The following is a 25,524-nucleotide window of genomic DNA, read 5'->3' as shown; positions in this document are numbered from 1 at the left end:
ATGGTAGTGTGGGGTTTCCCCATGTGAGAGTAGGTCATCGTCAAGATTAAATTCCGAAACCCCTATCTGCGTATGCAGGTAGGGGTTTTGTTTTTGTCCGCCGTGTAGGAGCGAGCTCGCTCGCGATGGTCGTCAACGCTGACGCTAACTTACTGATGCCCCGCGCCGTGCTGAAGCTCATCGCGAGCAAGCTCGCTCCTACTGCCCCAACCGCTCCAGCGTATGCGTCAACGGTTCCAGAGACACACAGATAAAACCATCAAGCGGCCGATTGAGCTCTTCCACCAGCAAGATTGTTGCCCCGGTCGACAGGGCACACATCAACAGCACGACGACAATGGTCCCGTTGCGTGGTGCAAACAGGCCGAAGGAACCGAAGATAATCGCAAGCCACGACACCAGGATCACCAGCATCACCGGTGGGATCGATTGATTGGCTTGCAGCAGGGTCAACCAGCGGGTGGCAAAAACCGTGTCCATGTCTTGCAATGCCGCGGCTTTGAGTGAGCGTTGATCATCGTTGCCCGGCGACAGTGATTCGACCTGGCGTTGTAGACCTTCAGAGCGACGGATGACTTCGGGGCTATCGAGCGTTGCAATCTGACGGTGATCGCGAGAGGCGAGTACTTCCGTGACTTCGGCGTAGTTGTGCTTGAGCTCGGTGCGGATGTCCTGGGTGCCGGCACCGTAGCGGGCCAGCATGCGGTCGAATTGAACCACTTTCGCCGCCGCACCCTCCAGTTCGGCATTAGCCGTATCGAAGGTGCTTTTGGCTGAGGAAACGAGCAGGCCGAGAACCAGCGCCGACATCGTTGCGATGAGGCCGGTAGCCAGCTTTACCACCGCGACGGAGTCATCGCTCAGGTGATGGCTAGGTAATCGCTCCCTTACGTACGAGCCCAGTAGTGCGCTGCCGAACAGGCAGGCGAAAACGATGAGGGCGATCACCACATCATTCAAATTCAACCTCCGCTGACGGTGTCTCCGGGGCGTGGGGGAAACTATTGGTACTTGATCACGATGCCTTTGAGTTTGCGCCGCTATCCATGTGGCTAGTTGACGGTAGCAGACAGACCGGGAGTTGCCAGAACGCCCAACCTTTTCAGGTTGGGCTTTGTGCCTTCAATACTGTCGTTCGACAAAGGCCGTTTACTGATCCTTTTCGCAATTGACCATCCACGACACACCAAAACGGTCGACCAGCATGCCGAAGCGCGCCGCCCAGAACGTGGTCTCCAGTGGCATTTGCACAGTGCCACCGCCCGCCAGTGCATTGAAGACCCGCTCGGCCTCGGCAATGCTGTCGACGTTGAGTGAAATCGAACAGGCACTCATTTTATCCACGGGGCGATCCGGTGTGGTGTCCGAGCCCATGATGGCCTGATCGCCCACGATCAGGCGGGTATGAATGATCAGATTGTGCAGATCCGTAGGGACATGCTCACCGGCCGGCGTTTCGCCGAAGGTCAACATGGCTTCGATCTGGCCCTGCAGGCACTGCGCGTAGAACGTGAAGGCCGCTTTGCAGTCGCCGTTGAAGATAAGGTAGGGATTGATTTTCATGGTCGGCTCCAGGTGCTCGAGTACATACATCGGTTTGGACGCCGGTTTTTTCGGCGAATTCCGATTGTGTCGAGCCGACAAGCAAAGCGCTAAATCTTTGTCGAAGCTTGTGTTTCTTTAGATGTTTTTTCGATAGGACGCGCGAGGCTTATCGCCTCCGGCACACGCCGTGGTGCAAGCACACGTTCGATGGCGCCGCTGACCATGCTTTCCAGCAGTTCCTCACGTTCCTGCTCGTCCAGAACATGGGGCGTCAGCCAGCTGGGGGCGCTGTTGAGCAGGGCACCAATGGCATGCCCGGCGGCCAGCAGGCCTTGCTCGCTGAAACGGGACTTCGCACCGAGCATCTTCAATAACGTGCGTTCGTATTGCTCGCGCAATTGCCGGACCCGAGCCTGTTGCTCTTCGTTCAGGCAACCGCTGTCGCGCTCCACCAGGCGGAAATGCCAAGGCATCTCCCGATGCAGATTCAGATGGGCGCGGATCAGGCTGTTGAGTTTGTCGCGCTTGCCCGGAGCTTTTTGCTGGATACGTCCCAGGGTGGCCAGCAACTCCTCGTAGAACTCCTCGATCAGGTCGAGCAGCAGATGCTGTTTGCTCGGGTAATGGTGATACAGCGAGCCTGGAGAAAGCCCCAGGCACGTCGCGAGCTCACGCATGCCGACCTGGCCGAACCCCTTGCAGGCAAACAGCTCCAGGACTTTGTCCCGGTACTCGGCAAAGCGCGAGCAACGCTCAGGCATAGGCATGGAAGCCGCGCCCCGTTTTGCGTCCCAGGTAACCGGCGGCGACCATTTCCTTGAGCAACGGCGCCGGGCGATATTTGCTGTCGTTGAAACCGTCATAGAAAGCTTGGAGGATCGACAACAGGGTATCCAGGCCAATCAGGTCCGCCAGGGCCAACGGGCCGATAGGCTGATTGCAGCCCAGGCGCATGCCGGTGTCGATGTCTTCGGCGCTGGCCAGACCTTCCTGGAACACCAGGATCGCTTCGTTGATCATCGGCACCAGGATCCGGTTGACCACGAAGCCCGGACGGTTGCCGGCGGTGATCGCGGTTTTGCCGAGGGTGGTCGCCATGTCCAGCGCCAGTTTGTGGGTCGCGTCACTGGTTTGCAGGCCGCGGATGACTTCGATCAGGCCCATCACCGGCACCGGGTTGAAGAAATGCAGGCCGATGAAGCGCTCAGGCTGGCTGACACTGGCGGCGAGTTGGGTGATCGACAGCGACGAGGTGTTGGAGGCAATGACGCATTCGCTGCTGACTTGCGCGGCGATCTGTTGCAGTACACGCAGTTTCAGGTCGAGATTTTCCGTCGCCGCTTCGATGACCAATTGCGCGTTTTGCAGGCTGCCGTAATCGGTGCTGGTGCGGATTTTGTCGAGGGTGGCCTGTTTCTGCTCCGGCGTCAGGGTTTCCTTGGCGACCTGCCGGTCCAGGTTTTTACCGACGGTTGCGACGGCTTTTTGCAAAGCGCTTTCGGATATGTCGAGCAAGGTCACGTTGAAACCGGCCATGGCACAGACTTGCGCGATGCCGTTGCCCATGGTGCCCGCACCGATCACTCCGATGTTTTGCAGATTCATCTTCCCATCCTTCGATCAAACCCTGCGATACCTTGGCCGCGACTGCAGCCGAAGGCGTACTATTGCCGCGAGTCTAGAGCCGGCAGGGCGGTTGTCCTATGCCAAAACTGTTCAACGGCGCTGATGTTTTTTGCCATTCGGGTGATGAGAGAGAAGCGAACCAATGCGGGAAAAGGACTCGGTTGCCGCCTATTTCGTGCAGGCAATGATCCATGGGCTGAGGGATGACCCGCAGCGCGTGACGGCCGTGCTCGAACAGGCGGGCATTGATCCGGCGGTCATGCACCAACCCACGGCGCGGGTGCCGGCCAACGCGTTTGCGGCGTTGTGGCTGATACAGATTCGCGAACTCGACGACGAGTTTTTCGGGCTCGACTCCCATGGCATGCCGCCGGGCAGTTTCGCCCTGATTTGCCGTGCCCTGATTCAGGAACCCGATCTGCACAAGGCCATGCGCCAATGCCTGGCCAACTTCGGGTTGTTCCTGCGCGACTTTCGCGGCTCGCTGGCCGTGCGTGGCAAGCGTGCGGTGATCAGCCTGGAAACCCGTTCGACGGATAACGATGCCAGTCGGTTTGGTGAAGAAACGTTCCTGGTGTTGATGATCAGCCTGCTGTGCTGGCTGGGTGGCCGGCGCATTCCCATTGATCGCGCGGACTTCCGCCATTCGCGCCTGTCGCTGGGTGACGATCGCCTGCTTTGGGGCCCCAACCTGACCTTTGGTGCCGAGCGCACCGAAATCGAATTTGCCAGCCACTACTTGCGCCTGCCAGTGGTTCAGGACCTGGCGTCGTTGAAAGTGTTTCTGCGTACCGCGCCGCAATGGCTGGTGATCCGCTTCCGTAACCAGCATGGCCTGGCATCCCAGGTTCATCAGCGCTTGCGCGGCAGTCATTACAGTGAGTGGCCGACGTTGCAGGCCTTTGCCCTGGAACAGCACCTGAGCCCCAGCACCTTCCGCCGCAAACTGGAGCGTGAAGGCTGCTCCTACCAGGAAATCAAGGACGAAGTACGGCGTGGCGTGGCCTTCGAGCAACTGCGTCAGAGCGACGCGAGCATCAGCGATATCGCCGAGCAACTGGGTTTCCAGGAACCCAGCGCCTTCCATCGGGCGTTCAAGAAATGGACCGGGGAAAGCCCTGGGCGCTATCGGGCCCGTTATCAGGGGGAGCAGGGCGTTGAGGTCGCCACCCTACAGGAACCCTGCGAGCCCTGAGCCATCGTCGGTCCGGTAGCAGGACTTCAGGGCCACCGGGTTCGGTGATTTCGATCAGGGTCATGGTCTGCGGGAGTGTCATTTCATACACCTGCATTGAGCGTTGGCGATTTGGTCGAGCGACTGAGCAGTCGGCTGCCCAGTTCCAGCAACAGCGCTACAACGATGACCCCGGCGGCAATCACGAACATCAAGGCATGATGGCCACCACTGGCATTGAACAGCGCCGAATAAGCAAACCCCGAGAGGGCCTGGAACGTCGCGAACGACACGGTGGCGCGGCTCCAGGCAATCTGCTGCTGGTGATGGTTGGGGATCAATTCATGCACCCGGGCCAACGCCAGCGGCACGATGCCGGGCGGGAAGGAGCCGAGGATCACCGCCAGCAAAGCCAATGCCGCGAACGAACTGCTGATCGATAAAAGGCCAACCGCCAACGCCTGTATTACCAGCACGATGCGGATCCCCGTTTTCGCGCCCAGTTGGTCGGCCAGAAAACCGTAGCTCACTGGCCCGACAATCGCGCCAAGGCCATACATCACCCAGATCAGCGCGCCGACATGCGCCCCGGCATTGAGCCCCCGGGCGACGTAATCCACCAGGAACACCATGGCCGGCACCAGTCCGGCGGCCATGAACGCGTATTGAGCGAACAGCGGGTAAACGCTCGGGTCGGTGGGGGCAGGCGACGAGGTATCCGACGGCGCAGCGGCGACCGGGTGCGCAGCGGTTGGCCAACCAAACCAACTGGCGGCGGTGAGGACCAGGGCCAACAAGCCAAGGCCGAACCAGGTTTGCTGCAAGCCGAGGCTCAGCAGCGGCGGCACGATCGTTCCCGAGCCGGCAATGCCCAAGCCGATGCCAAGGAATATCGCACCGCTGGCCAGGCCCCTGCGGGTTGCCGGTACGTGAGGCAATACGGTTCCCGCCACCAACACCATGATCGCGCCACCGGCGATCCCCGACAGCAGGCGCCAGCCGAAGAACCAGCTCATCGACAACGGAAAACCACAGGCGAAAAACGCCAGCGTCACTGCCAGCATCATCAGGCGCAGGGCGGTCTTGTTCGAGGTCCGGCGTGCCAGCGGATGGCCGATCAGTGCGCCGATCAGGTAGCCCACCAGATTGGCTGCACCGAGGTACACCACGTCGCTGGCGGAAAAGCAGTGGGCCTGGATCAGTGAGGGAATCAACGGCGTGTAGGCGAAACGCGCCAGGCCGATGCTGACCAGGCTGGCGCAGAGGCCGGCGAAGATCGGCAGCCAGATCGCGCCGGGCGCCGGGGTAAGGGGAGGCGATGAACTGTGCATGTGCATTGTCCTGAAAGGTCACTCAGGCCTTCAGCATATCGAGGTTTTTCGAAGCATTAATGCAGCGATTACGCGCTATGCTGATGCGTAGATGCATCATCAGGAGAGCGCTGTGAATTGGGATGACGCCCGGGTATTTCTCGCGGTTTGCCGTGAATCGACGTTGCGTGGTGCGGCGCGGGTGTTGGGGGTCGACCAGGCCACGGTCGGCCGGCGCATCACGGCGCTGGAAAAGTCATTGAGTGCGACCTTGTTCCTGCGTACCTCCGAAGGTTATGCGCTGACGGCTGTCGGCGAAGCGGCACTCAAGGCCGTAGAGAAAATGGAGCATTCGGCGCTGGAGCTGGAACGCCAGATCCAGGGCCTGGACGATCGCCTGACCGGCACGGTTCGCGTCAGCACCACCGACTCCCTGGCGATCGATTTCCTGATCCCGGCGATCGCTCGTCTGCATCGACAACACCCGGATGTACGGGTGCAACTGGACGCCACCACGCAGATTCTCAGCCTGGCAAAACGCGAGGCGGACATCGCCGTACGCAACACCCGACCGGAGAACCCGGACCTGATCGCCCGGCGCATCGCCCGCTGGCCGGTGGGTCTGTTCGCCTCGCAAGCCTATGTCGATGCCCTCGGCGTGCCGGAGCCCGGATCGGCGTTCGCCGGGCATGACCTGGTGGTGTATCAACCGTACTTGCAGGGCAACAAGGACCTGACGCTGGTCTCGGAACCGGTGGCGCGCGGGCGGATTGTCGCGAGCCTCAGTTCCAGCCTGCTGGTACGTCGATCGATTGCGGCGGGGATCGGGGTCGGGGAAATTCCGGTGTACATCGGGGAGAAGGAGGGGCTGGTCAGGTTGTGGCCGGAGCGCTCGCGGCCGTTGCCCTATGACATCTGGCTGGTAACCCATGCCGACCTGCGGCATACGGCCCGGGTCCGGGCGGTGATCGATGAGATTGTCGCGGGGTTTGCCGGGACTGGTGAATAATTCCAGACAACACAAATCCTGTGGGAGCGAGCTTGCTCGCGATGGCGTTGTGTCATTCAACATTGATGTCGTCTGACACTCCGCTATCGCGAGCAAGCTCGCTCCCACAGGGTTTTGTCATGGCATTTCCGGCAGTTCCTGTGGGCGCAAGTCGAAGACCAATACTTCAGCGTCCACGCCGTTGCTCAAGGTCAGTGCCTGTTCATCACGAACCCGCACACCGTCGCCTTCCTGCAACAACACACCGTTGAGTTCGACGCTGCCCCGGGCCACGTGTACATAGGCGTAGCGGTTGGCGGCGAGTTCCAGGGTGGCGCTTTCCTTGCCGTCGATCAGTCCGGCATACACCCGTGCATCCTGACGCACCTTCAACGAACCCTTGGCGCCGTCCGGCGAGATGATCAGTTGCAGGCGCCCACGTTTTTTCTGGGGGCTGAAGTGCTCTTGCTGATAACGCGGTTTGGCGCCACTGACGTCGGGCACGATCCAGATCTGCAGAAAGTGCACCGCCCGGGTGCTGGAGTGGTTGAACTCACTGTGGGCCACGCCGCTGCCTGCGCTCATCAGTTGCACGTCGCCGGGGCGGATCACCGAACCGGTGCCCAGGGTGTCCTTGTGTTCCAGGGCACCTTCAAGCACATAGGAGAAAATCTCCATGTCGCGGTGCGGGTGCTGGCCGAAGCCTTTACCGGCGGCAACGCGGTCGTCGTTGATCACCAACAGGTCAGAAAAACCCTGCTCTTTCGGGTTGCGATAGCTGGCGAAGGAAAAGGTATGGAACGACTTCAACCAGCCGTGATTGGCCAGGCCGCGATCCGAGGCTTTGCGAAGAGTCAGCATGATGAAATCTCCTGTGGGGACGTGAATTCGTCCGACTGAGGAGAAGGTTAATGGTTACTGGTTGATGCAATAAGTAGGTAGAAATTGAAATACTGTCTCGTTGTGGTTGACGGTTTTTTGTGAAATGAATCGCCGGTGTTTGAGGCATAATTCGCCCTAACTCCCGACGACCAAACCTGTGGGAGCGGCGGTGCGGCGATCCCACAGGTTTCAATGTCAGTCAATGCTTCCTGATTTGATCCCAGTGAATTCCAATCCATGAAAACCGTGGCAATGGTGCTGTTTCCCGACTTTCTCCTGCTCGATATGGCCGGGCCCATGGAAGTGTTTTCCATCGCCAATCGTTATCTGAAACCCGACGATCACTATGTGCTGTCAACCATCGGCACTGAGCCCGGCGCACTGCGGGCGTCCAACGGGGTGAGCGTGCATGCCGACCGGCACATCGATCAGGCCTGCGAGGGTTTTGATTTGCTGCTGGTGCCCGGTGGTCCCGGTGCCTACAACGAAAGGCATCCGCCATTGCTCGACTGGCTCAGGCACAACGTCAGCCGGTCCGCCGCTTATGGCTCGATCTGCACCGGGGCGTTCGTGTTGGGGCATGCAGGTTTGCTCGACGGCTATCGCGTCACCACCCATTGGCACTACACCGAGCGGCTGATCAAGGGCTTTCCGAAGGCGATCGTCGAGACCGATCAGATCTTTGTCCAGGACCGTAACCTGATCACCTCCGGTGGCGTCACTGCCGGGATCGACCTGGCGTTGTCGGTGGTGGCCCGGGACCACGGCAAGAAAGTCGCCCAGGACGTGGCCAAGGTGTTGCTGGTGGTGATGAAGCGCCAGGGCGGACAGGCGCAGTTCAGCCCTTTGATGGCGGCGGTGGCCCCTCACGAAACGGCGATTACCCGCGTGCAGAACCATGTGCTTGAACATCTCGATGAAACCTACAGCATCGAGCGCATGGCGGGTCTGGCCAACATGAGCCCGCGCCACTTCGCCAGGGTGTTCGCCCGGGAAGTGAACATGACGCCGATGGAGTTTCTGCAAAGCGCGCGCATCGATTGCGCCAGGAACCTGCTGGAAACCACTGAGTTGCCGCTCAAGACCGTGGCGTTCAAAAGTGGCTTCGGCAGTGTGCGGCACATGCGTTTTCTGTTCAGTGAAAAGCTCGGCCTGACCCCGGCCCAATACCGCGAGCAGTTCAGCTAGCGCGTATGTCCGTCGTGCGCACCGCAATGGCCGTGACGCTCCCTCCGCGGCAGTTGTACCGTCACCGAGGCCTGCCAAGATACCGCTGAACTCATTGCAAGGAAGGTGCAGAGCCTGGGATGGACTCACGTACCGAGCCAGGCTTCCTGCGAGTGACAGCCCATGAACAGCCTCAGAGATATAAACAGCGAAGCGGTGCTGCAATTCGGGCCCTACGCTTTCCACCTCAGTCAGCGACTGGTGCTGGAGGGCGATCGACCGCTGCGCCTGGGCGGCCGTGCCCTTGACGTGTTGCAGGTGCTGGTCGAGCACGCAGGTTCAGTGGTCAGCAAGGAAGAGTTGATTGCGCAGGTCTGGCCGCGCTCTGTGGTCGAGGAGATCAACCTGCGGGTGCACATTGCCGCCCTGCGTCGTGCCCTGGGTGATGGGCAGAACGGCCAGTGCTACATCGTCAACATTCCCCAGCGCGGCTACAGTTTTGTCGCCCCGGTGCAGCATTCGCCAGAGCCTGTAGCGTTCCCGAGCGGGACCGTACAAAAGCTCCTGCATAACCTGCCGGCGCGGCTTACGCCGATTACCGGGCGCGATGCGGTTGTCGGGAGCCTGGTGCGGCAGTTGCCGGTGCGCCGATTCATGACCCTGGTCGGGCCTTGCGGGATCGGCAAGACCACCGTGGCGCTGCGCGTGGCCGAACTGTTGCTGCAGCACTATCGGCATGGCGTGTGGCTGGTGGACCTGGCGGCGATCGATGACCCGGCGCAAGTGACTGATTACCTCACTCGAACCCTTGAACTGAAGGTCGGCACCACGCTGGAGACGCTGGCGCAGCGGCATGCCTTGTTGGTGCTCGACAATTGCGAACACCTGCTCGAACGCTGCCAGACGTTGATCGAGACACTGCTGCATTCGATGCCCCGACTGTCGATCCTCGCCACCAGCCGCGAGCCACTCAAGGCGTCTGGCGAAACCGTATTGCGTCTGCCACCGCTGGCGGTGCCGCCGGCGTCAGGGCTGCGCAGCGTCGCCGAGGTCATGGGCTATTCGGCGGTGCAGTTGTTCGTCAGCCGTGCCCGGGCTCGATTGCACGGGTTCACCCTGCGCGAACAAGACCTCAGGACCATACGGGATATCTGCCGAGGCCTCGATGGCCTGCCGCTGGCGATTGAACTGGCCGCGGCGCACATCGATGCGTTGGCGTTGGTGGGGTTGCAAGCGCAACTCGACAACTGTTTTCAGCTGCTGACTCAGGGCCGCCGCACAGCCGTTCCCCGACATCAGACCCTCAAAGCCGCTCTGGACTGGAGCTACGAACGGTTGACTGCCGTGGAGCAAACCGTGTTGCAGCGTCTGGCGGTGTTCAAAATGGCGTTTACCCAGGACGCGGCGATTGGCGTGATCAGTTGCGACGGGCTGCCCGCCGCCGAGCTGATCAAGGTGATGGAGAGCCTCGCTCTCAAGTCACTGCTGTCCCAGGAGCAGGGCGGCGGTGTTACCCGTTACCGCTTTCTCAACACCACCCGCACCTACGCACTGGAAAAACTCGAACTCAGTGGTCAATTGCGAACCCTTGAAATGCGTTATGCGGCATACATCAGTAAAACGTGCTGGTCTTCAGGTCGACAGGTGGCATTGCAACTCGTCGAGTAGCCGGCGAACCGTCATCAGGTCAGGCGTGGCAAAACCTTCGGTGAAACGCTCGTAGATCGGTGCCAGCAGGTCATACGCCCTTTGGCGGTGGCCTTGACGCTGCCACAGTTGCGCCAGCGAAGTGGCGCTGCGCAGCTCCCAGGCCAGGGCACCCTGGGCTTTTGCCACCTTGAGTGCCTTGAGCAGCACGGTTTCGGCCGTTGCTACATTGACCGGGCAATCCGTTGCCAGCAATGTCTTGGCCCTGGCCCGCAGAATCTCTGCCGTGCTCCAGCCCGACGCACCGTTTTGCGCGCGTTCGAGCAAACCATCGTCGACGTATGCCGTATCCAGCGTGACCATGATGTCTTTGATCAAACCGACACTTTGGCGGCCGGTCGGTCGAACATCGGTGCCGCCGATAACCTGCGCGTAGTGTTGCGCCCAGTGATAGAACAGTGGAACCGAGTGTTTCTGCGCCTGTTCCAGGAGCAGGCGCAGGAGTTCGCGGGCGCTGCGGGTGTCGCCGTTGTAGTAAGCGATCAGGCAGCCGGAGAGCGCCAGGGTGTAGCAGATCGATGTGCCGTGGTTGATCTGCAATGCGATGTCCAGTGCCTGCCGGGCCGCGCGCCAGGCCTGCTCCGGTTGGCCTTGCAGCCAGAGGATGCGCGCGTGGATGGTCAGCGCCGCAACGCTCTGGTCGTATTGCACGCCGAAACCATGGGTGAAACGGTTGAGATGACCGCTGTGGGCCATGCGTTGCAGCACCTGTTCGGCATGCTCCCGAGCCTGATGCTGGTCGCCGCAGAAGTGCAGGGCCAGTACCCGCAATCGATGCATGCTCAGGGACATCAGGGCGTCGTCATGCAGCCCCAGTTGATCGAATTGTCGGCTCTGCTCCTGGGCCATCCGGTAATGACCGCAACAGAGATTGACCGCCAGGTGACCGGAAATCGCCAGTAACTGGCCAGCCACATCGTTGCACTGTCGGGCCAGGCGGTGGGCGCTGACGAAGGCGCCGACGGTTTCGTCGGTACCCCCCTGCGCGTGATAACAGGCGCTGCCCAGGGCCAGCATGAGGGCCATCTTCAGGCGCGGGCAAGGCTCGGGTGACTGCTCGAGCAAGGCCAGGGCCTTGCGCACATAACCGCCGTGTTCCTTGAGTAGTGACAACTCCTGCCACAGGGGAGTGGACTTCGCGGCCAGGCGTATCGCCAGTGCCTGCGGCCCTTGCGCGTGCAAACCCCAATCGAGGGCTGCACGGATGTCCTCCAGAGCCCGGCCATAGCGCTCGATCCACAGGTCGGTCGAGGTTTTCTCCCAGTCGTCCTGCGCCTGTTGCATCAGCACCAGGCAGCGCTCGGCATGGCGTTCCCGCGTGCCGGGCAGGTCGGCGGTTTGCGCAAGTTTTTCCTGGGCGTAGCCGCGGGTGGTGTCGAGCAGACGGTAGTACACGTCTTCGTCGCCCACTTCCACGTTCAGCAACGACTTGGCGACCAGTTGCGTGATTGAACCGAACACCTCGCGCGGTTCTATATGTTCGCCGACAATCACCGCCGCTGCCGACTCCAGGGTGAAGCCAGCGCAAAACACACTCAGTCGGCGCAGGCAGGTCTTTTCGCAGGCAGTGAGCAGTTCAAAGCTCCAGTCCAATGTTGCACGCAGGGTCTGATGGCGTGCCAGGGGCGTCTGGCAGGACTGGTTCAGCAACCGGAAGCTGCTTTGCAACTGCGCCAGCAAGCCGTGCAATCCGAAGTTGCCGACTTGCGCCGCTGCCAGTTCGATGGCCAGCGGTATGCCGTCCAGTCGATGGCAAATGTCTATCAGCAGCGGCAGTTCATCATCAGTCAGTTCAAAGCTGTCATGACTGGCCATGGCCCGCTCGACAAACAGTTGCAGGGCGGAAAAGGTCATGGCCTGGGCGCGGTCGAGGACGGCGATGGGCGGCGGGCAGTCGAGTGACTCCAGACGCTGGACGAATTCCCCTTCGGCCCGCAGGCTCTCGCGGCTGGTGGCGAGGATGTGCACGTGCGGCGCACTGCGCAGAATGTCTTCGCTGAGCTGGGCAATGGCGTCGACCAAGTGTTCGCAGTTGTCGATGATCAGCAGCATGTGGCGATCGCGCAGAGAGTCTGCAAGTCCGCTCAGGGGAGCGTCGTCGTGCAGGGCCAGTTCGAGTAGCGTCGCCAGATGACCGTTAATCATCAGCGGGCAGTTGATCGGGGCCAGGTCCAGCAGGTGAATGCCGTCCCGGTAGCGACCGATCATTTGTTCGGCGACCCGCAGGGCTACGGTGGTCTTGCCGATGCCGCCGGGGCCGAGGAGGGTGATGAAGCGCTGGCGGGGCAGTTGTTCCATCAGGTTGTCGACCAGGGTCTGCCGGCCGATCATGCGCGTGCGGCGCACCGGCAGGTTATGCCGGCTCGACGCGGTACGTGCGGGCTCCGGCGCTTGCTCGGCCTGCTCCAGTGAATGCGGTGCGACGAAACTGTACCCGCGCTGGGCCACGGTGACGATGTAGCGCTGGCCGGCCTGACCGTCGCCGAGCGCCTTGCGCAACGCGGCCATGTGCACCCGCAGGTTGATGTCTTCGACCACGCTGCTGGGCCAGACCCGGGCGATCAGCTGCTGCTTGCTGACCACGTTGCCGGCGTGCTCAAGCAGGATCAACAGAATGTCCATGGCGCGCCGCCCCAGGCGCAAGGGCTGGTCGGCCTCCATCACCAGGCGTTGTCCGGGGTAGACCCGGTAGGGGCCGAAATGAACAGCCTGTTCGGGGGAAAGGGTCAACGAGTCGCTCCTGCTGCATCCGTCTAATACGCGGTTTTCGAGCATATTCCTCAGGTTTTTTACCCAGCGCAATGCGCCGCCCGGGTGACTGAAGGGGCAGGCATTGACTCTAACGTATCGGCCAATGGCTGTCGGTCCCGTGATCATTGGGCGCGACAGACGGACAGCAGTTGCCGAGGCTTTTTGCGCGCCATGGAAATTTAACAACGTTTAACTCGTCGCGCGTCCGGTCTGCGCCAAAAATCGGTCCTACAAAGGGATTCAATCCATCGCAAGGACAGAGCAATGAGCAACGTGGTGGTGGTCTATCACAGTGGCTACGGGCACACCCGGGTCATGGCCGAAGCCGTGGCCGGGGGCGTGGAACGGCATCTGGGCAGCACCTGCCAGTTGATTCCGGTCGAGGACGTGGACGAGCACTGGGAGCGGCTGCACAACGCCGACGCCATCATCTTCGGCGCGCCGACCTACATGGGCAGCGCCTCGGCGGCCTTCAAGGCATTCATGGAGGCCACGGCGGCGTTCTACCTGGCCCAGCCCTGGCGCGACAAACTGGCAGCCGGTTTCACCAATTCCGGCTGCCTGTGCGGCGACAAACTCAACACATTGCTGCAGATGGCCGTGTTCGCCGCCCAGCACTCGATGATCTGGGTCGGCCTCGACCTGCTGCCGGCGCGCTCCAGCAGCGGTGCGTTCAACGGCCAGCTCAATCGCCTGGGCAGCTCACTGGGCGCCATGGCCCAGTCGAATGTCGAACAATCCCCCGACGATGCCCCTCCGCCCGAGGATCGCTGCACCGCCGCGCACCTGGGCGAGCGTGTGGCGCGCCTGGCGGATCGCATGAACCCGCTACCGGTTTGATTCACACCCCAACCCTCGTTAAGGAGGCATCACCCATGAGCACCTTCACTACCCGCGACGGCGTCGAGATCTACTACAAGGACTGGGGCACCGGTCAGCCGATTGTCTTCAGTCACGGCTGGCCGCTGAACGCCGACAGCTGGGAGTCGCAGATGATTTTCCTGGCCTCCAGGGGCTACCGGGTCATCGCCCACGACCGTCGCGGTCATGGGCGTTCCAGCCAGCCGTGGTCGGGCAATGACATGGACCATTACGCCGACGATCTGGCGCAGTTGATCGAGCTGCTCGATCTGCAAAACGCCGTGCTGTTCGGCTTCTCCACCGGCGGTGGCGAGGTGGCACGTTACATCGGTCGCCACGGCACCGGGCGCGTGGCCAAGGCCGGGCTGATTTCCGCGGTGCCGCCCCTGATGCTCAAGACCGAAGCCAACCCCGGCGGCCTGCCGCTGGACGTGTTCGACGGCATCCGCCAGGCCTCGCTGGCCGACCGTTCGCAGCTGTACGTCGACCTCGCCAGCGGCCCGTTCTTCGGCTTCAACAAACCCGGCGCGAAACCGTCCCAGGGTATGATCGACTGGTTCTGGATGCAGGGCATGATGGCCGGGCACAAGAACGCCTATGACTGCATCAAGGCGTTCTCGGAAACCGACTTCACCGAAGACCTGAAGAAGTTCGACGTGCCGACCCTGGTGGTGCATGGCGACGCGGATCAGGTGGTGCCGTACGAAGCGGCGGGCGTCGCCTCCGCCAGGCTGGTGAAGGGCTCGACCCTGAAGATTTACCCGGGCGCCCCTCACGGTTTGACGGACACCCACAAGGATCAGCTCAACGCTGACCTGTTGGCGTTCTTGAAAGGTTAAAAAGCCGGATCAAAAGATCGCAGGCTTCGCCAGCTCCTACAGGGTTGCGTGCATGCCCGTAGGAGCTGCCGAAGGCTGCGATCTTTTGCTTTTAAGGCCAAGCACCACCTGACTGCGCCACGCAAACGGATTGATGCCTTCGCTGCGGGTGAAGATGTGGCAGAAGTGCGCCTGATCGCAGAAGCCGCATTCAAGGCTGATCTGCGTAAGGCTCATGTCGGTGTACTGGATCAATTGCTTGGCCAGGACAATGCGCTGCTGGCGAATCCAGTCCTGGGGCGAGAGGCCGGTGCTGCACTTGAACGCGCGGGAGAAGTGACTGCGCGAGAGGGCGCAGGCCTGTGCCAGTTCGCTGACTTCCAGGCTGTCGCCCAGGCGTTCGAGGATCAGTTGTTTGACCAGCCGTTCGCGCTGCGGGCTGAGGCCGCCGGTGTGGGTCTTGCGTGGTTCGCTGGCAAGTGCGCGGGCGGTGGTGTGCTGTGGGGAAGCCATGGCCATTGTCCGGTCGGGGGAGGAAAAGCACTGGCGCCCGGTTTGAGCGATCAGCACCGTTACTCTGGAAAAACAGTTCTGCGCTGAGGGCTTCATTGTTGGCGGCGCCCGCTGTGGCTGACGAGTTAAACGTTGTTAATTCCATGCCCGAGGTTGTGAACACAGCACATCGTTGCAAGTGCGGGCGACGTTGATGGGCACAAGATGCGCAATATGGAGCGGGCCACAACGGACCGTCGATTGGTTTGAAAAGGTGAACAGATGAAACGGACATGGCAGGGAACGCTGGGCACCATCGGCCTGGTTCTGATATCCGCCAACGCGCTGGCCCAGGCGCCTGTGCAGGTGGGCACGCAAGTACCCGGTTACTTCCGGCTGGCACTGGGGGATTATGAAGTGACGGCGCTGTTCGACGGCTATAACGACCTGTCGCCGAAGCTGTTGCAAGGCATGAGCCAGAGCCAGATCCGCGCGCTGTTGGCCCGTCGTTCGATTGAAACCCCGGGTGTGCAGACCGCCTTCAACGCCTTTCTGGTCAACACCGGTAAACAGCTTGTCCTGATTGATACCGGGGCAGGGCAGTGTATCGGTCCTACCGCCGGCCAGCTCCCGGCCAACCTTCAAGCGGCCGGCTACAAGCCCGAGCAGGTGGACGCCATCCTGATCACCCACCTGCACCTGGATCACGTCTGCGGTCTGGTGGATGGCCAGCAGCAACCGGTGTTCGCCAATGCCACGGTGTACGCGGCCAAGGCCGAAGCCGACTACTGGCTCGACCCGCAGGCGTTGGCCAAGGCACCGGAAGCGGCCAAGGGCTACTTCAAAATCGCCCAGGATTCCACTGCACCTTACGTGGCCGCCGGCCGATTCAAGACCTTCACCCCCGGCCAGTCGCCGCTGCCGGGCGTGGTCGAGGCGCAACTGGAAGCCGGACACACGCCGGGCAGCACCACGTACCGTTTCACCTCGCAAGGGCAAAGCATCCTGTTCATGGGCGACCTGGTGCACAACCTCGCTGTGCAATTCCTGCACCCTGAGGTATCGATCGGTTTCGACGTCGACAGCCAGCATGCGATCAAAAGCCGCAACCAGGTGTTCAGTGCCGCTGCCACCAGCAAGACCTGGGTGACGGCGGCGCACCTGCCATTCCCCGGCATCGGTCATATCACCGCCGAAGGCAAGCATTTCCAGTGGGTGCCGGTGGAATACGGACCGTACAAACGAGCGGCGAACGTGCCGTTGATCGAGTAAAGTCGGCAGTTCTCGCGCCTGGCCGACCACACAAGGAACCCGAGCCTATGAACCGTAACGATCTGCGTCGCGTCGACATGAACCTGCTGGTGATTTTCGAAGCCCTGATGTTCGAAAAGAACCTGACCCGCGTCGCCGAAAAACTGTTCATGGGTCAGCCGGCGGTGAGCGCCGCGTTGGGGCGTTTGCGCGATCTGTTCGACGACCCGTTGCTGTTGCGCAACGGTCGCGGCATGGAACCGACGGCGCGTGCGTTGGCGATTCTCAAGGAGTTGCAGCCGGCGATGGACACCATTTCCGGCGCGGTCAGCCGGGCCAAGGAATTCGATCCGGAGACCAGTTGCGATGTGTTCCGCATCGGTCTGTCGGACGATGCCGAGTTTGGTTTGTTTCCGCCGTTGCTGCGTCAGTTGCAAGAGGAAGCACCGGGCATCGTCGTGGTCGTGCGGCGGGCCAATTATCTGTTGATGCCGGCGCTGCTGGCGTCGGGGGAAATCTCGGTGGGCGTGAGTTACACCACGGATCTGCCGGCCAATGCCAAGCGCAAGAAGCTGCGCGATATTCCCTGCAAGGTGCTGCGCGGCGACACCCGGCCGGGGACGCTGACCCTGGATGAGTACTGCGAGCGGCCTCATGCGATGGTGTCGTTCTCGGGGGACTTGAGCGGCAATATCGATCTGGATCTGGCGAAGGTCGGGCGCTGTCGTCGTGTGGTGCTGGGGGTGCCACAGTTCAGTGGGTTGCGGGCGTTGCTCGCCGGGACCGAGATGATTGCCACCGTGCCGGATTATGCGGCGTGTGCGTTGGTGGAGGGGTGTGGGTTGCGTGCCGAGGATCCGCCGTTCGAGATTGAGGCGGCGCAGTTGTCGATGGCCTGGAGCGGGGTGCATGACAATGATCCGGCGGAGCGGTGGTTGCGGTCGCGGATCAGTCAGTTCATGTCGGTGACTTTGGATATTCCGTAGCTGTAGACCTTGGCGGCCTATGGGCCGACCAGGCTGCTTTTTTGATTGAGTACATATCCGTTTTTTCGGTAACGGCGGCTGGCGGTTTCGCCCTGACGGCGAGTCACTTTTTTTACAAGCGCCTAAAAAAAGTAACCAAAAAAACGCTCGCCCCGAACGTACGGCCCCTCGCTAAGGCTCGGCGTTCCTTCGCTCCGGTATTCATCCGGGGGCATTGCCCTCCGGTCGGCTTCGCTTCGACCTACATGCAATGAGTTCGACTGCGTCGAACGGCGCTGCGCGCCCATCCCCGGATGAACACCTCCACTCAGCCTGCCGAGGGGGCGGGTGGATCAAGATCAAGAGCTGCAGGCGAGCTAACGCTCGGCCTGATGAGTGGTGAGAAGCGTCTGTGTACGCCGATCAACTGTAGGAGCTGGCTTGCCAGCGAAGGCGGCCTGCCAGCCGACCAATCTCTCACAGACATACGCTGATCCACTGTAGGAGCGAGCCTGCTCGCGATAGCGGTGGATCAGTCAACACCAATGCCGGATGTAATGCCGCCATCGCGAGCAAGCTCGCTCCCACAGGGAATGTGCCGCGTTCTGACAGCCCTGTTCAAAAGCCGTCAGCCTCTATTCCTGAAAGCCACACCGCCTTGCGTCGTTGCCTACAACTACGCCAGAATCCGCCGGCTTGTGAGTCTTGTACTCGGTCTTTATCGTTTCCCTGTCGCTGTAACTTCAGCGACCGGGTTTAGCGACCCGACCAGGTATAAGCGCAACAAGGCTCCAGTCTCTATTGCACATATTCGTGTGTTTGCAATTTTCGACATGGTGGCTGTGCGCGGGAGACCTTCGGGTCTGCCGGGTCTTATACCTCCCGGTTCGCTAACCTGCGTACAGCTGCCACCCTTACTTGTTTAGCGACGGGTTTTGGTGGTTTTACCAGGTATAAAGGAGCTCCGCCATGTTCAAACCAACCCCGAATCCCCCGCAATCCGACGACGTTTCCCCCTACGATTCGCTCGACTCCAGAAAGCTCCACGAAGCCGCCGACCGCGCACTGGATCACTACCTCAATCCCCCGAAAGATCCGGCTCCATCGCACAAACCCAGCACGATGTTTGTCATCGCCCCCGACATCAATACCGAAACGCTATTGGCCCACGCCTGCGAATCCCTGGCCTCGGCCAGCATCATGGCCAGTGACCTTGCGGGATTTCTGCAAAGCCCTCATCGCAACGCGCTGCTGGGGATTGCGCAGATCATCATGCTTGGTGAGCTGGCGGTGAATCGGGCGCTGGATAATCTCGACCCGCAGGAATAACCCGGTAGAGGCAACAACAAATAAACCTGTGGGAGCAAGCTCGCTCCCACAGGGTTCCATGTCGTTTGGTCGATCTCGGTCTTCGCGCAAACAGAGCACGTACATTCAATTTTTCCTCCCCCCGTCCCGGCACTATCGAATCCAGTCCCGGCGCATCGGCGCCGGTGTTTTTTCATTTGTGCGGGTAGGCCATGGACGCTYCGCGACGCGATGATCGGGCGCAAGACTGGGGGCTGCTGTTCCTGCGGGTCAGCGGCGGGCTGTTCCTGTTGTGGGTGCACGGTTTGCCCAAGCTGCTGCACTACAGTGCCGAGTTGCAAAACATCGAAGACCCTTTCCACCTGGGCGCGAACCTGACGCTGGTGCTGGCGATTTTCGCCGAGGTCGTGTGCCCGCTGCTGATCGTCGGCGGGTTGCTGGCGCGGCTGGCATGTTTGCCTATTCTGTTTGTGCTGTGGGTGTCGATGTTGATCGTGCATCCGCAGTGGACCCTCTTCGAAGGCCAGTTCGGCTGGCTGTTGCTGATTGTCTTCACCAGCATTTTCATCGCCGGGCCGGGACGGCTGGCGCTCAATGTCCGTTTCGCCGGAGCCTTGCGTTATGTCTGAATCCAATCGCCGTGAGCCGGCAAGTCCCGGGCCTGATGAGGTGGTGACCCTGATCGTCAAACACCGGGTCAAGGCCGGTTTCGAAGTGCCTTATGAAGCCTGGCTGCGCAACATCGTCAAGGTGGCCGCACAGAACGTCGGGCACTTGGGCGTGGATGTGGTGCGTGGCAAGCACACCGGCCTCGATACCTACACCTGCGTGCTGCGTTTTTGCTCGACCGAAGCGATGCAGAACTGGCTCGATTCACCGCAACGCCAGGCACTGGTCGACGAAGCCGCGCCGATGCTCGCCGATGGCGACCAGACCGAAGTCAATCCGGTCAACGAGTTCTGGTTTTCGCCCCAGGCCGAAGCCGGGACGCCACCGCCGCGCTGGAAGCAAGCCGTGGTGACGCTGCTGGTGATCCTGCCGCACACCTTGCTGGTGCCGCTGCTCTGGGGGCCGTTGTTGCGGCTCAACGCCTTGCTCTCCAACTACGTGGTTGCCACGTTCCTGATCACCCTGACCATCGTGCTGTCGGTGGTTTACATCTTCATGCCCATGGCGACGCGTCTGTTTGCGCCCTGGCTGTCTCCCGCTACTTTGCACGAGGAACCGTGATGAACGCCGATCTGATTCTGTTCAATGGTCAATTCCACACCGTTGACCGCGAAAAACCGCTCGCCAGCGCCGTGGCGATCAGCGACGGTCGTTTTGTCGTGGTGGGCAGCGATGCCCAGGCCATGGCCCTGCGTGGTTCGAACACCCAGGTCATCGACCTCAAGGGCCGTTGTGTGGTTCCCGGGCTCAACGACTCGCACTTGCACCTGATCCGTGGTGGCTTGAACTACAACCTGGAACTGCGTTGGGAAGGTGTGCCGTCACTGGCCGATGCCTTGCGCATGCTCAAGGATCAGGCTGACCGCACGCCGACTCCGCAGTGGGTGCGGGTGGTCGGTGGCTGGAACGAATTCCAGTTCGCCGAGAAACGTATGCCAACGCTTGCAGAGCTCAATCAGGCCGCACCGGACACACCGGTGTTCGTCCTGCACCTGTACGACCGCGCCTTGCTCAACCGCGCCGCGTTGCGCGTAGCCGGTTACACCCGCGACACGCCGAACCCGCCGGGTGGCGAGATCGTGCGCGACGCCAACGGCGAGCCGACCGGCATGCTGGTGGCGCGGCCCAATGCGATGATTCTGTACTCGACGCTGGCCAAGGGGCCGAAGCTGCCGCTGGAGTATCAGGTCAACTCGACCCGCCAGTTCATGCGCGAACTCAATCGCCTGGGCCTGACCAGTGCCATTGATGCCGGCGGCGGTTTCCAGAATTACCCGGACGATTACCAGGTGATCGAACAGTTGGCGAAGGATGAGCAACTGACCGTGCGCATCGCCTACAACCTGTTCACCCAGAAGCCCAAGGAAGAGTTGACCGACTTCAAGAACTGGACCGGCAGCGTGAAGCTGCACCAGGGCGACGATTACCTGCGGCACAACGGTGCCGGGGAAATGCTGGTGTTCTCGGCGGCGGACTTCGAAGACTTCCTCGAACCGCGCCCGGACCTGCCGCAAACCATGGAAGCGGAACTGGAGCCGGTGGTGCGCCATCTCGTTGAGCAACGCTGGCCATTCCGCTTGCACGCCACCTACAACGAATCCATCAGCCGCATGCTCGACGTGTTCGAGAAGGTCAATCGCGACATTCCGTTCAACGGCTTGCCGTGGTTTTTCGACCACGCCGAAACCATCACCCCGCAGAACATCGAGCGGGTGAGGGCGCTGGGTGGCGGCATTGCGATTCAGGATCGCATGGCGTTCCAGGGCGAGTATTTCGTCGAGCGTTACGGCGCTAAAGCGGCCGAAGCCACGCCGCCGATCAAACGCATGCTGGCCGAGGGCGTACCGGTGGGCGCCGGTACCGACGCGACCCGGGTGTCGAGCTACAACCCGTGGACCTCGCTGTACTGGATGGTCAGCGGTCGCACCGTCGGCGGCATGGAGTTGCACGCCGAAGGCCTTTCGCGCCTGACTGCACTGGAACTGTTCACCCATGGCAGCGCCTGGTTCTCGTCGGAGCAAGGCAAGAAAGGCCAGATCAAGGTCGGGCAATTGGCCGACGTCGCGGCCCTCAGCGCGGACTTTTTCAGCGTCGACGAAGAGGCGATCAAGTGGATCGAGTCGGTGCTGACCGTGGTCGGCGGCAAGGTGGTGTACGGCGCCGGTGACTTCGAGAAGCTCGGGCCGGCCAGCGTACCGGTGCTGCCGGACTGGTCGCCGGTGGTGAAGGTCCCGGGCCACTGGCGCCCGACGTCGCCGATGCAGGCCCAGGTTCACCATTGCAGCGGCCCGTGCGCGGTGCATTCCCACAGTCATGAACGGGCGCGCCTGTCGAACGCGCCGGTCAGCGATTTCGCCGGTTTCTGGGGCGCCTTTGGCTGCTCGTGTTTTGCCTTCTGACCCATTTAAAAAAGCGCCGGCCCAACAGGTCGGCGTTGACTGCGACAACCATCCACCAAGGAGTTTCCAATGAGCAACGTACCTTACAAGCGCCTGAACAAAGACGATGCCGTGGTATTGCTGGTCGACCACCAGACCGGTCTGATCTCGCTGGTGCAGGATTTCTCGCCCAACGAGTTCAAGAACAACGTACTGGCCTTGGGTGACATCGCCAAGTTCTTCAAATTGCCGACCATCCTCACCACCAGTTTCGACAGCGGTCCGAACGGTCCGATCGTGCCGGAGCTCAAGGCGCAGTTCCCGGACGCGCCGTTCATTGCACGCCCGGGCCAGATCAACGCCTGGGACAACGAAGACTTCGTCAAGGCGATCAAGGCCACCGGACGCAAGCAACTGATCATCGCCGGTGTGGTGACCGACGTATGCGTGGCGTTCCCGACCCTGTCGGCCATTGCCGAAGGCTTTGAGGTGTTTGTGGTGACCGATGCTTCCGGCACCTTCAACACCACCGTGCAGCAAGCGGCCTGGGCACGCATGTCGGCCGCCGGTGCGCACCTGCTGAACTGGTTCTCTGTGGCCTGCGAGCTGCAAGGCGACTGGCGTAACGATATGGAAGGCCTGGCCAACCTGCTGTCTGAGCGCCTGCCGAACTATCGCAACCTGATCAATAGCTACACCAAATTTACGGCCAAATAAGACCCGTCAGTCGCTCCCACAAGGGATCCAGGCTGTTCACAGTATTTGTGAATGACACAGACCCAGTGTGGGAGCGACGGTGCGGCGATCCGACCCGCTCGAGATGGAGGCGACGCGGTTTGCCGCGTCACCGGTTCAAGGCGTGACGATATTGAACTGCGGCGCGAAGGTATCGAGGCTGCTCATCAACTCCCCAAGCTTCTTGCCATTGCCTTGCAACTTGATCAGGCCTTTCTGGATCGCCGCCGGGATATCCAGTTGCTTGAGGCTGATCTGTTCCAGGGTGGCCTTGCTCATGGTCACGCTGGCGTCCGCCTGGGGATTGAGCCCGGCACGGTGGGTCAGCACACCATTGCGCAGGGTCAGGTTGAAGTCCTTGTTCTGATCCTCGAAGGTCCAGTTCAGGGTCAGGTCATGGCCTACAGCCTTTTCACTGTCCAGGCGAACCGCCAGGAAGTCGAAGAACATCTGCGGGCTCATCGCCCGCACCATGTCCACCGATACCGACGTGCCCGCTTGGGGTGGCACGCCATCGCGCAGTTCCATGGCACCGGTCAGGTACATGTTGCGCCAGGTGGCGTTTTCACTTTGATAGCCCATTTGCTCCAGCGTCTGGGCCTGGGCTTTGCGCGCATCGCCGTTGTCCGGGTTGGCGAACAGCAACTGATTGCCCAGTTGCGCGGCCCAGCGGTATTCACCCTTGGCCATTGCCGCCTGCATTTTCCCCAGCACGGCCGCGTCGCCGCCCATGGCTTCGACCGAACGCTTGGCCGTTTCTACCGGTGGCAGTGGATTGAGGTTGGCCGGGTTACCGTCATAGAAACCCATGTAGCGCTGATACACCGCGCGGGTGTTGAAACTCAGCGAGCCGTAGTAGCCACGGGTGTACCACTTCTGGTCGAGGGTGCCAGGCAGTTTCTTGATCGAATCGGCGATTTCCAGCGACGTCAGGCCCTGATTCAGCAAGTGCAGGGTGCGGTCGTTGAGGAAGGCGTACATGTCGCGCTGGTCGGCGAGGAAGGTGCGGATGCGTTCGCCGCCCCAGGTCGGCCAGTTGTGCTGGGCGAACAACACATCGCTCTTGTCACCGTAACGCGCCAGGCTGCTGTCCAGGTACTCGGCCCAGGCCTTGGCGTCGCGCACTTGCGCGCCGCGCGGGGTGAGGATGTTGTGCATCATTTGCGTGGCGTTTTCTGCCATGCACAAGGCGCGCAACTGCGGCAGGTACAGGTTCATTTCCGCCGGTGCTTCGGTGCCCGGGGTCAACTGGAACTCCACGTCGAGGCCGGCGATGGTGCGGGTTTCCAGTTCCTTGTCGATCAGGTCGGTGGGCGGGATCAGGGTGACGGTGCCGCCGCTCGGCGTGCTCTTGCCCAGGCCGGCATCGACCTGGCCTTTTTCGCCACGGGGCAGCAGGCTGCCGAACTGGAACTGCGCGCGGCGGCTCATGGCGTTGCCGGCGTAGACGTTTTCGCTCATCACGTGTTCCATGAACCCGGCGGGGGCGAACACCTTGACCTTGCCGGCCTTGACGTCTGCCTCGTCGATGACCCCGCGCACACCACCGAAGTGGTCGACGTGGGTATGGCTGTAGATCACCGCCACCACCGGTTTGTGCGGGCGGTTCTGGTAGTACAGGTCCAGTGCTGCCTTGGCGGTTTCGGCCATGGTCAGCGGGTCGATGATGATCAGCCCGTCGTCGCCTTCGATGATGGTCATGTTGGCCAGGTCAAGACCGCGCACCTGATACAGCCGAGGGCTGACTTCGAACAGTCCGGCATGGGCGCTGAGTTGGGCCAGGCGCCAGAGGCTCGGGTTGACCGACTCCGGGGCCTGGTCCTTGCTGAGGAAGTCATAGGCCTGGATATCCCAGATGACCTTGCCCGAGGCGTCCTTGACCTGGCCCTTGAACGGCGCGATCAGGCCCTTGGTGACCGACTCGTAGTCGGTGCGGTCGGTGAAGGGCAGTTGTTGCAGCACGGCGGCGTTACTGGCCGTGGTTTGCGGGCTGGCCGCGACCGGTCCGTTGGCGGCGACCACCGATTGCGCAAGGCAGGCAGTGATCAGGCAAGCGAGCAGCCCACGAGGGCTCAAGGTGAAACGAGGCATGGCGTCTCCGTTTTTTATCGTTATGGTCAGACCAGCTTCGAGGGTAGGGCGGGGCTCGGGCAGGGCGATCATCAGCAACGGACAAAAAACATTCAGGGCCGCTATCCTTGGACCAGGCATATCCAGCAGGTTGACCCATGCTTGAAGTCCATGGCGTGTTCAAAAGCTACGCCACACCGCAGGGGCCGCTGCCGGTGCTGCAAGGCGTCGACCTGACGCTCAGGCCCGGCAGCAGCCTGGCGCTGATGGGCGAGTCGGGCAGTGGCAAAAGCACCTTGCTGCACCTGATCGCCGGGCTGGACAGGATCGATCGCGGCAGCATCCGCAGTGGCGAGCATCGTCTGGAACAGATGAATGAAGGGCAACTGGCGAACTGGCGCCGTACGGAAATCGGCCTGGTGTTCCAGCAATTCAACCTGATCGGCAGCCTGCGGGTCGAAGACAACCTGGCGATTCAGGCGCGTCTGGCCGGGCGCCATGACCCACACTGGCAGGCGCACCTGGTGCAGCGCCTGGGCTTGGGCGAGTTGCTGCGGCGCTACCCGGAGCAACTGTCCGGCGGCCAGCAGCAACGGGTCGCGCTGGGGCGGGCGCTGGCGTCGCGCCCGCAACTGCTGCTGGCCGACGAGCCCACCGGCAGCCTCGATGAAACCACCGGCGCCGAGGTGTTGCAGTTGCTGCTGGAATTGCTCGACGACAGTCCCACCAGCCTGTTGATGGTCACCCACAGTCCCGGCGTGGCGGCGCGGCTGGCGGAAAAAGCGCTGCTGTGCGGTGGTCGTCTTGCCGGTGTGGGGGCGCGCTGA

23 protein-coding genes are annotated in these 25,524 nt (G+C 61.5%); 14 read left to right on the top strand and 9 right to left on the bottom strand.

Going from position 1 to position 25,524, the window contains the following annotated elements; genetic code table 11:
• Positions 1-198: 198 nt before the first annotated feature.
• The 4 genes from AC1DXW_RS19660 to AC1DXW_RS19645 form a co-directional block, all read right to left on the bottom strand.
• Complete coding sequence (locus tag AC1DXW_RS19660) at positions 199-951, bottom strand: bestrophin-like domain (protein WP_477756100.1); 753 nt, start codon at positions 949-951, stop codon at positions 199-201.
• 198 nt (positions 952-1,149) lie between these two features.
• A complete protein-coding gene (locus AC1DXW_RS19655; protein ID WP_477756099.1) occupies positions 1,150-1,563 on the bottom strand; it encodes a VOC family protein in 414 nt (137 codons plus the stop codon).
• An 89-nt stretch (positions 1,564-1,652) separates the two neighbouring features.
• Positions 1,653-2,312 carry a TetR/AcrR family transcriptional regulator gene (locus tag AC1DXW_RS19650; RefSeq protein WP_429492070.1) on the bottom strand — a complete coding sequence of 220 codons (660 nt, stop codon included), beginning with the start codon at positions 2,310-2,312 and terminating at the stop codon, positions 1,653-1,655.
• The gene (locus tag AC1DXW_RS19645) at positions 2,299-3,150 is read right to left on the bottom strand and encodes a 3-hydroxybutyryl-CoA dehydrogenase (RefSeq protein ID WP_477760349.1); all 852 of its coding nucleotides are present in this window, start codon (positions 3,148-3,150) and stop codon (positions 2,299-2,301) included. Before AC1DXW_RS19645 ends, AC1DXW_RS19650 begins: the two co-directional genes overlap by 14 nt.
• A gap of 163 nt (positions 3,151-3,313) precedes the next feature.
• Here AC1DXW_RS19645 and AC1DXW_RS19640 point away from each other — a divergent pair, with 163 nt between their 5' ends.
• Positions 3,314-4,366 carry an AraC family transcriptional regulator gene (locus AC1DXW_RS19640; protein WP_477756805.1) on the top strand — a complete coding sequence of 351 codons (1,053 nt, stop codon included), beginning with the start codon at positions 3,314-3,316 and terminating at the stop codon, positions 4,364-4,366.
• Between the two features lie 83 nt (positions 4,367-4,449).
• Here the strand turns inward: AC1DXW_RS19640 and AC1DXW_RS19635 are convergent, their stop codons facing one another.
• Complete coding sequence (locus AC1DXW_RS19635; protein ID WP_477760348.1) at positions 4,450-5,676, bottom strand: YbfB/YjiJ family MFS transporter; 1,227 nt, start codon at positions 5,674-5,676, stop codon at positions 4,450-4,452.
• A gap of 112 nt (positions 5,677-5,788) precedes the next feature.
• Between AC1DXW_RS19635 and AC1DXW_RS19630 the strand changes: the two genes are divergently transcribed.
• The gene (locus tag AC1DXW_RS19630) at positions 5,789-6,664 is read left to right on the top strand and encodes a LysR family transcriptional regulator (RefSeq protein ID WP_477757077.1); all 876 of its coding nucleotides are present in this window, start codon (positions 5,789-5,791) and stop codon (positions 6,662-6,664) included.
• 117 nt (positions 6,665-6,781) lie between these two features.
• Here the strand turns inward: AC1DXW_RS19630 and AC1DXW_RS19625 are convergent, their stop codons facing one another.
• On the bottom strand, positions 6,782-7,504 hold the full coding sequence (locus AC1DXW_RS19625) for a pirin family protein (protein WP_477760347.1): 723 nt from the start codon (positions 7,502-7,504) through the stop codon (positions 6,782-6,784).
• A gap of 258 nt (positions 7,505-7,762) precedes the next feature.
• On the opposite strand from AC1DXW_RS19625, the gene AC1DXW_RS19620 reads away from it, so the two are divergent.
• Both AC1DXW_RS19620 and AC1DXW_RS19615 read left to right on the top strand, forming a co-directional pair.
• On the top strand, positions 7,763-8,713 hold the full coding sequence (locus tag AC1DXW_RS19620) for a GlxA family transcriptional regulator (protein ID WP_477760346.1): 951 nt from the start codon (positions 7,763-7,765) through the stop codon (positions 8,711-8,713).
• A 162-nt stretch (positions 8,714-8,875) separates the two neighbouring features.
• A complete protein-coding gene (locus AC1DXW_RS19615; RefSeq protein WP_477760345.1) occupies positions 8,876-10,360 on the top strand; it encodes an ATP-binding protein in 1,485 nt (494 codons plus the stop codon).
• Here AC1DXW_RS19615 and AC1DXW_RS19610 read toward each other — a convergent pair.
• Positions 10,325-13,129 (bottom strand): ATP-binding protein, encoded by a 2,805-nt coding sequence (locus AC1DXW_RS19610; protein ID WP_477760344.1) that lies wholly within the window; start codon positions 13,127-13,129, stop codon positions 10,325-10,327. The two genes, AC1DXW_RS19615 and AC1DXW_RS19610, sit on opposite strands and share 36 nt — an antisense overlap.
• A 285-nt stretch (positions 13,130-13,414) precedes the next feature.
• On the opposite strand from AC1DXW_RS19610, the gene AC1DXW_RS19605 reads away from it, so the two are divergent.
• Positions 13,415-13,990: a flavodoxin family protein gene (locus AC1DXW_RS19605; protein ID WP_477756339.1), complete on the top strand. Its 576-nt coding sequence runs from the start codon at positions 13,415-13,417 to the stop codon at positions 13,988-13,990.
• 35 nt (positions 13,991-14,025) lie between these two features.
• Positions 14,026-14,850 carry an alpha/beta fold hydrolase gene (locus AC1DXW_RS19600; protein ID WP_477756338.1) on the top strand — a complete coding sequence of 275 codons (825 nt, stop codon included), beginning with the start codon at positions 14,026-14,028 and terminating at the stop codon, positions 14,848-14,850.
• A 36-nt stretch (positions 14,851-14,886) separates the two neighbouring features.
• On the opposite strand, the gene AC1DXW_RS19595 is transcribed toward AC1DXW_RS19600, so the two are convergent.
• Entirely contained in the window at positions 14,887-15,342 is a 456-nt protein-coding gene (locus AC1DXW_RS19595; RefSeq protein ID WP_477756337.1) for a helix-turn-helix domain-containing protein, read from the bottom strand.
• A 261-nt stretch (positions 15,343-15,603) separates the two neighbouring features.
• Here AC1DXW_RS19595 and AC1DXW_RS19590 point away from each other — a divergent pair, with 261 nt between their 5' ends.
• The 7 genes from AC1DXW_RS19590 (at position 15,604) to ycaC (ending at position 22,609) form a co-directional block, all read left to right on the top strand.
• On the top strand, positions 15,604-16,593 hold the full coding sequence (locus tag AC1DXW_RS19590) for an MBL fold metallo-hydrolase (protein WP_477760343.1): 990 nt from the start codon (positions 15,604-15,606) through the stop codon (positions 16,591-16,593).
• A gap of 47 nt (positions 16,594-16,640) precedes the next feature.
• Positions 16,641-17,558 (top strand): LysR family transcriptional regulator, encoded by a 918-nt coding sequence (locus AC1DXW_RS19585; RefSeq protein ID WP_477756851.1) that lies wholly within the window; start codon positions 16,641-16,643, stop codon positions 17,556-17,558.
• Positions 17,559-18,506: 948 nt separating this feature from the next.
• A complete protein-coding gene (locus AC1DXW_RS19580; RefSeq protein ID WP_477755081.1) occupies positions 18,507-18,866 on the top strand; it encodes a DUF6124 family protein in 360 nt (119 codons plus the stop codon).
• Between the two features lie 191 nt (positions 18,867-19,057).
• Positions 19,058-19,474: a DoxX family protein gene (locus AC1DXW_RS19575; RefSeq protein WP_477760342.1), complete on the top strand. Its 417-nt coding sequence runs from the start codon at positions 19,058-19,060 to the stop codon at positions 19,472-19,474.
• Complete coding sequence (locus tag AC1DXW_RS19570) at positions 19,467-20,075, top strand: antibiotic biosynthesis monooxygenase (RefSeq protein WP_477755080.1); 609 nt, start codon at positions 19,467-19,469, stop codon at positions 20,073-20,075. The genes AC1DXW_RS19575 and AC1DXW_RS19570 overlap by 8 nt, the downstream gene beginning before the upstream one ends.
• Positions 20,075-21,913, top strand: a complete 1,839-nt coding sequence (locus AC1DXW_RS19565; RefSeq protein WP_477755079.1) for an amidohydrolase — start codon at positions 20,075-20,077, stop codon at positions 21,911-21,913. The genes AC1DXW_RS19570 and AC1DXW_RS19565 overlap by 1 nt, the downstream gene beginning before the upstream one ends.
• A gap of 69 nt (positions 21,914-21,982) precedes the next feature.
• Positions 21,983-22,609, top strand: a complete 627-nt coding sequence (gene ycaC / locus AC1DXW_RS19560; protein WP_095942850.1) for an isochorismate family cysteine hydrolase YcaC — start codon at positions 21,983-21,985, stop codon at positions 22,607-22,609.
• A 135-nt stretch (positions 22,610-22,744) separates the two neighbouring features.
• On the opposite strand, the gene AC1DXW_RS19555 is transcribed toward ycaC, so the two are convergent.
• The gene (locus tag AC1DXW_RS19555; protein ID WP_477755078.1) at positions 22,745-24,718 is read right to left on the bottom strand and encodes an alkyl/aryl-sulfatase; all 1,974 of its coding nucleotides are present in this window, start codon (positions 24,716-24,718) and stop codon (positions 22,745-22,747) included.
• A 137-nt stretch (positions 24,719-24,855) separates the two neighbouring features.
• Between AC1DXW_RS19555 and AC1DXW_RS19550 the strand changes: the two genes are divergently transcribed.
• Positions 24,856-25,524, top strand: coding sequence for an ABC transporter ATP-binding protein (locus AC1DXW_RS19550; RefSeq protein ID WP_477755077.1), 669 nt, complete (start codon positions 24,856-24,858; stop codon positions 25,522-25,524).

The organism is Pseudomonas sp. P4_C4 (assembly GCF_056402055.1).
The sequence above is the reverse complement of the archived record's forward strand: the minus strand, read 5'-3'. Positions and strand labels throughout refer to the sequence as shown.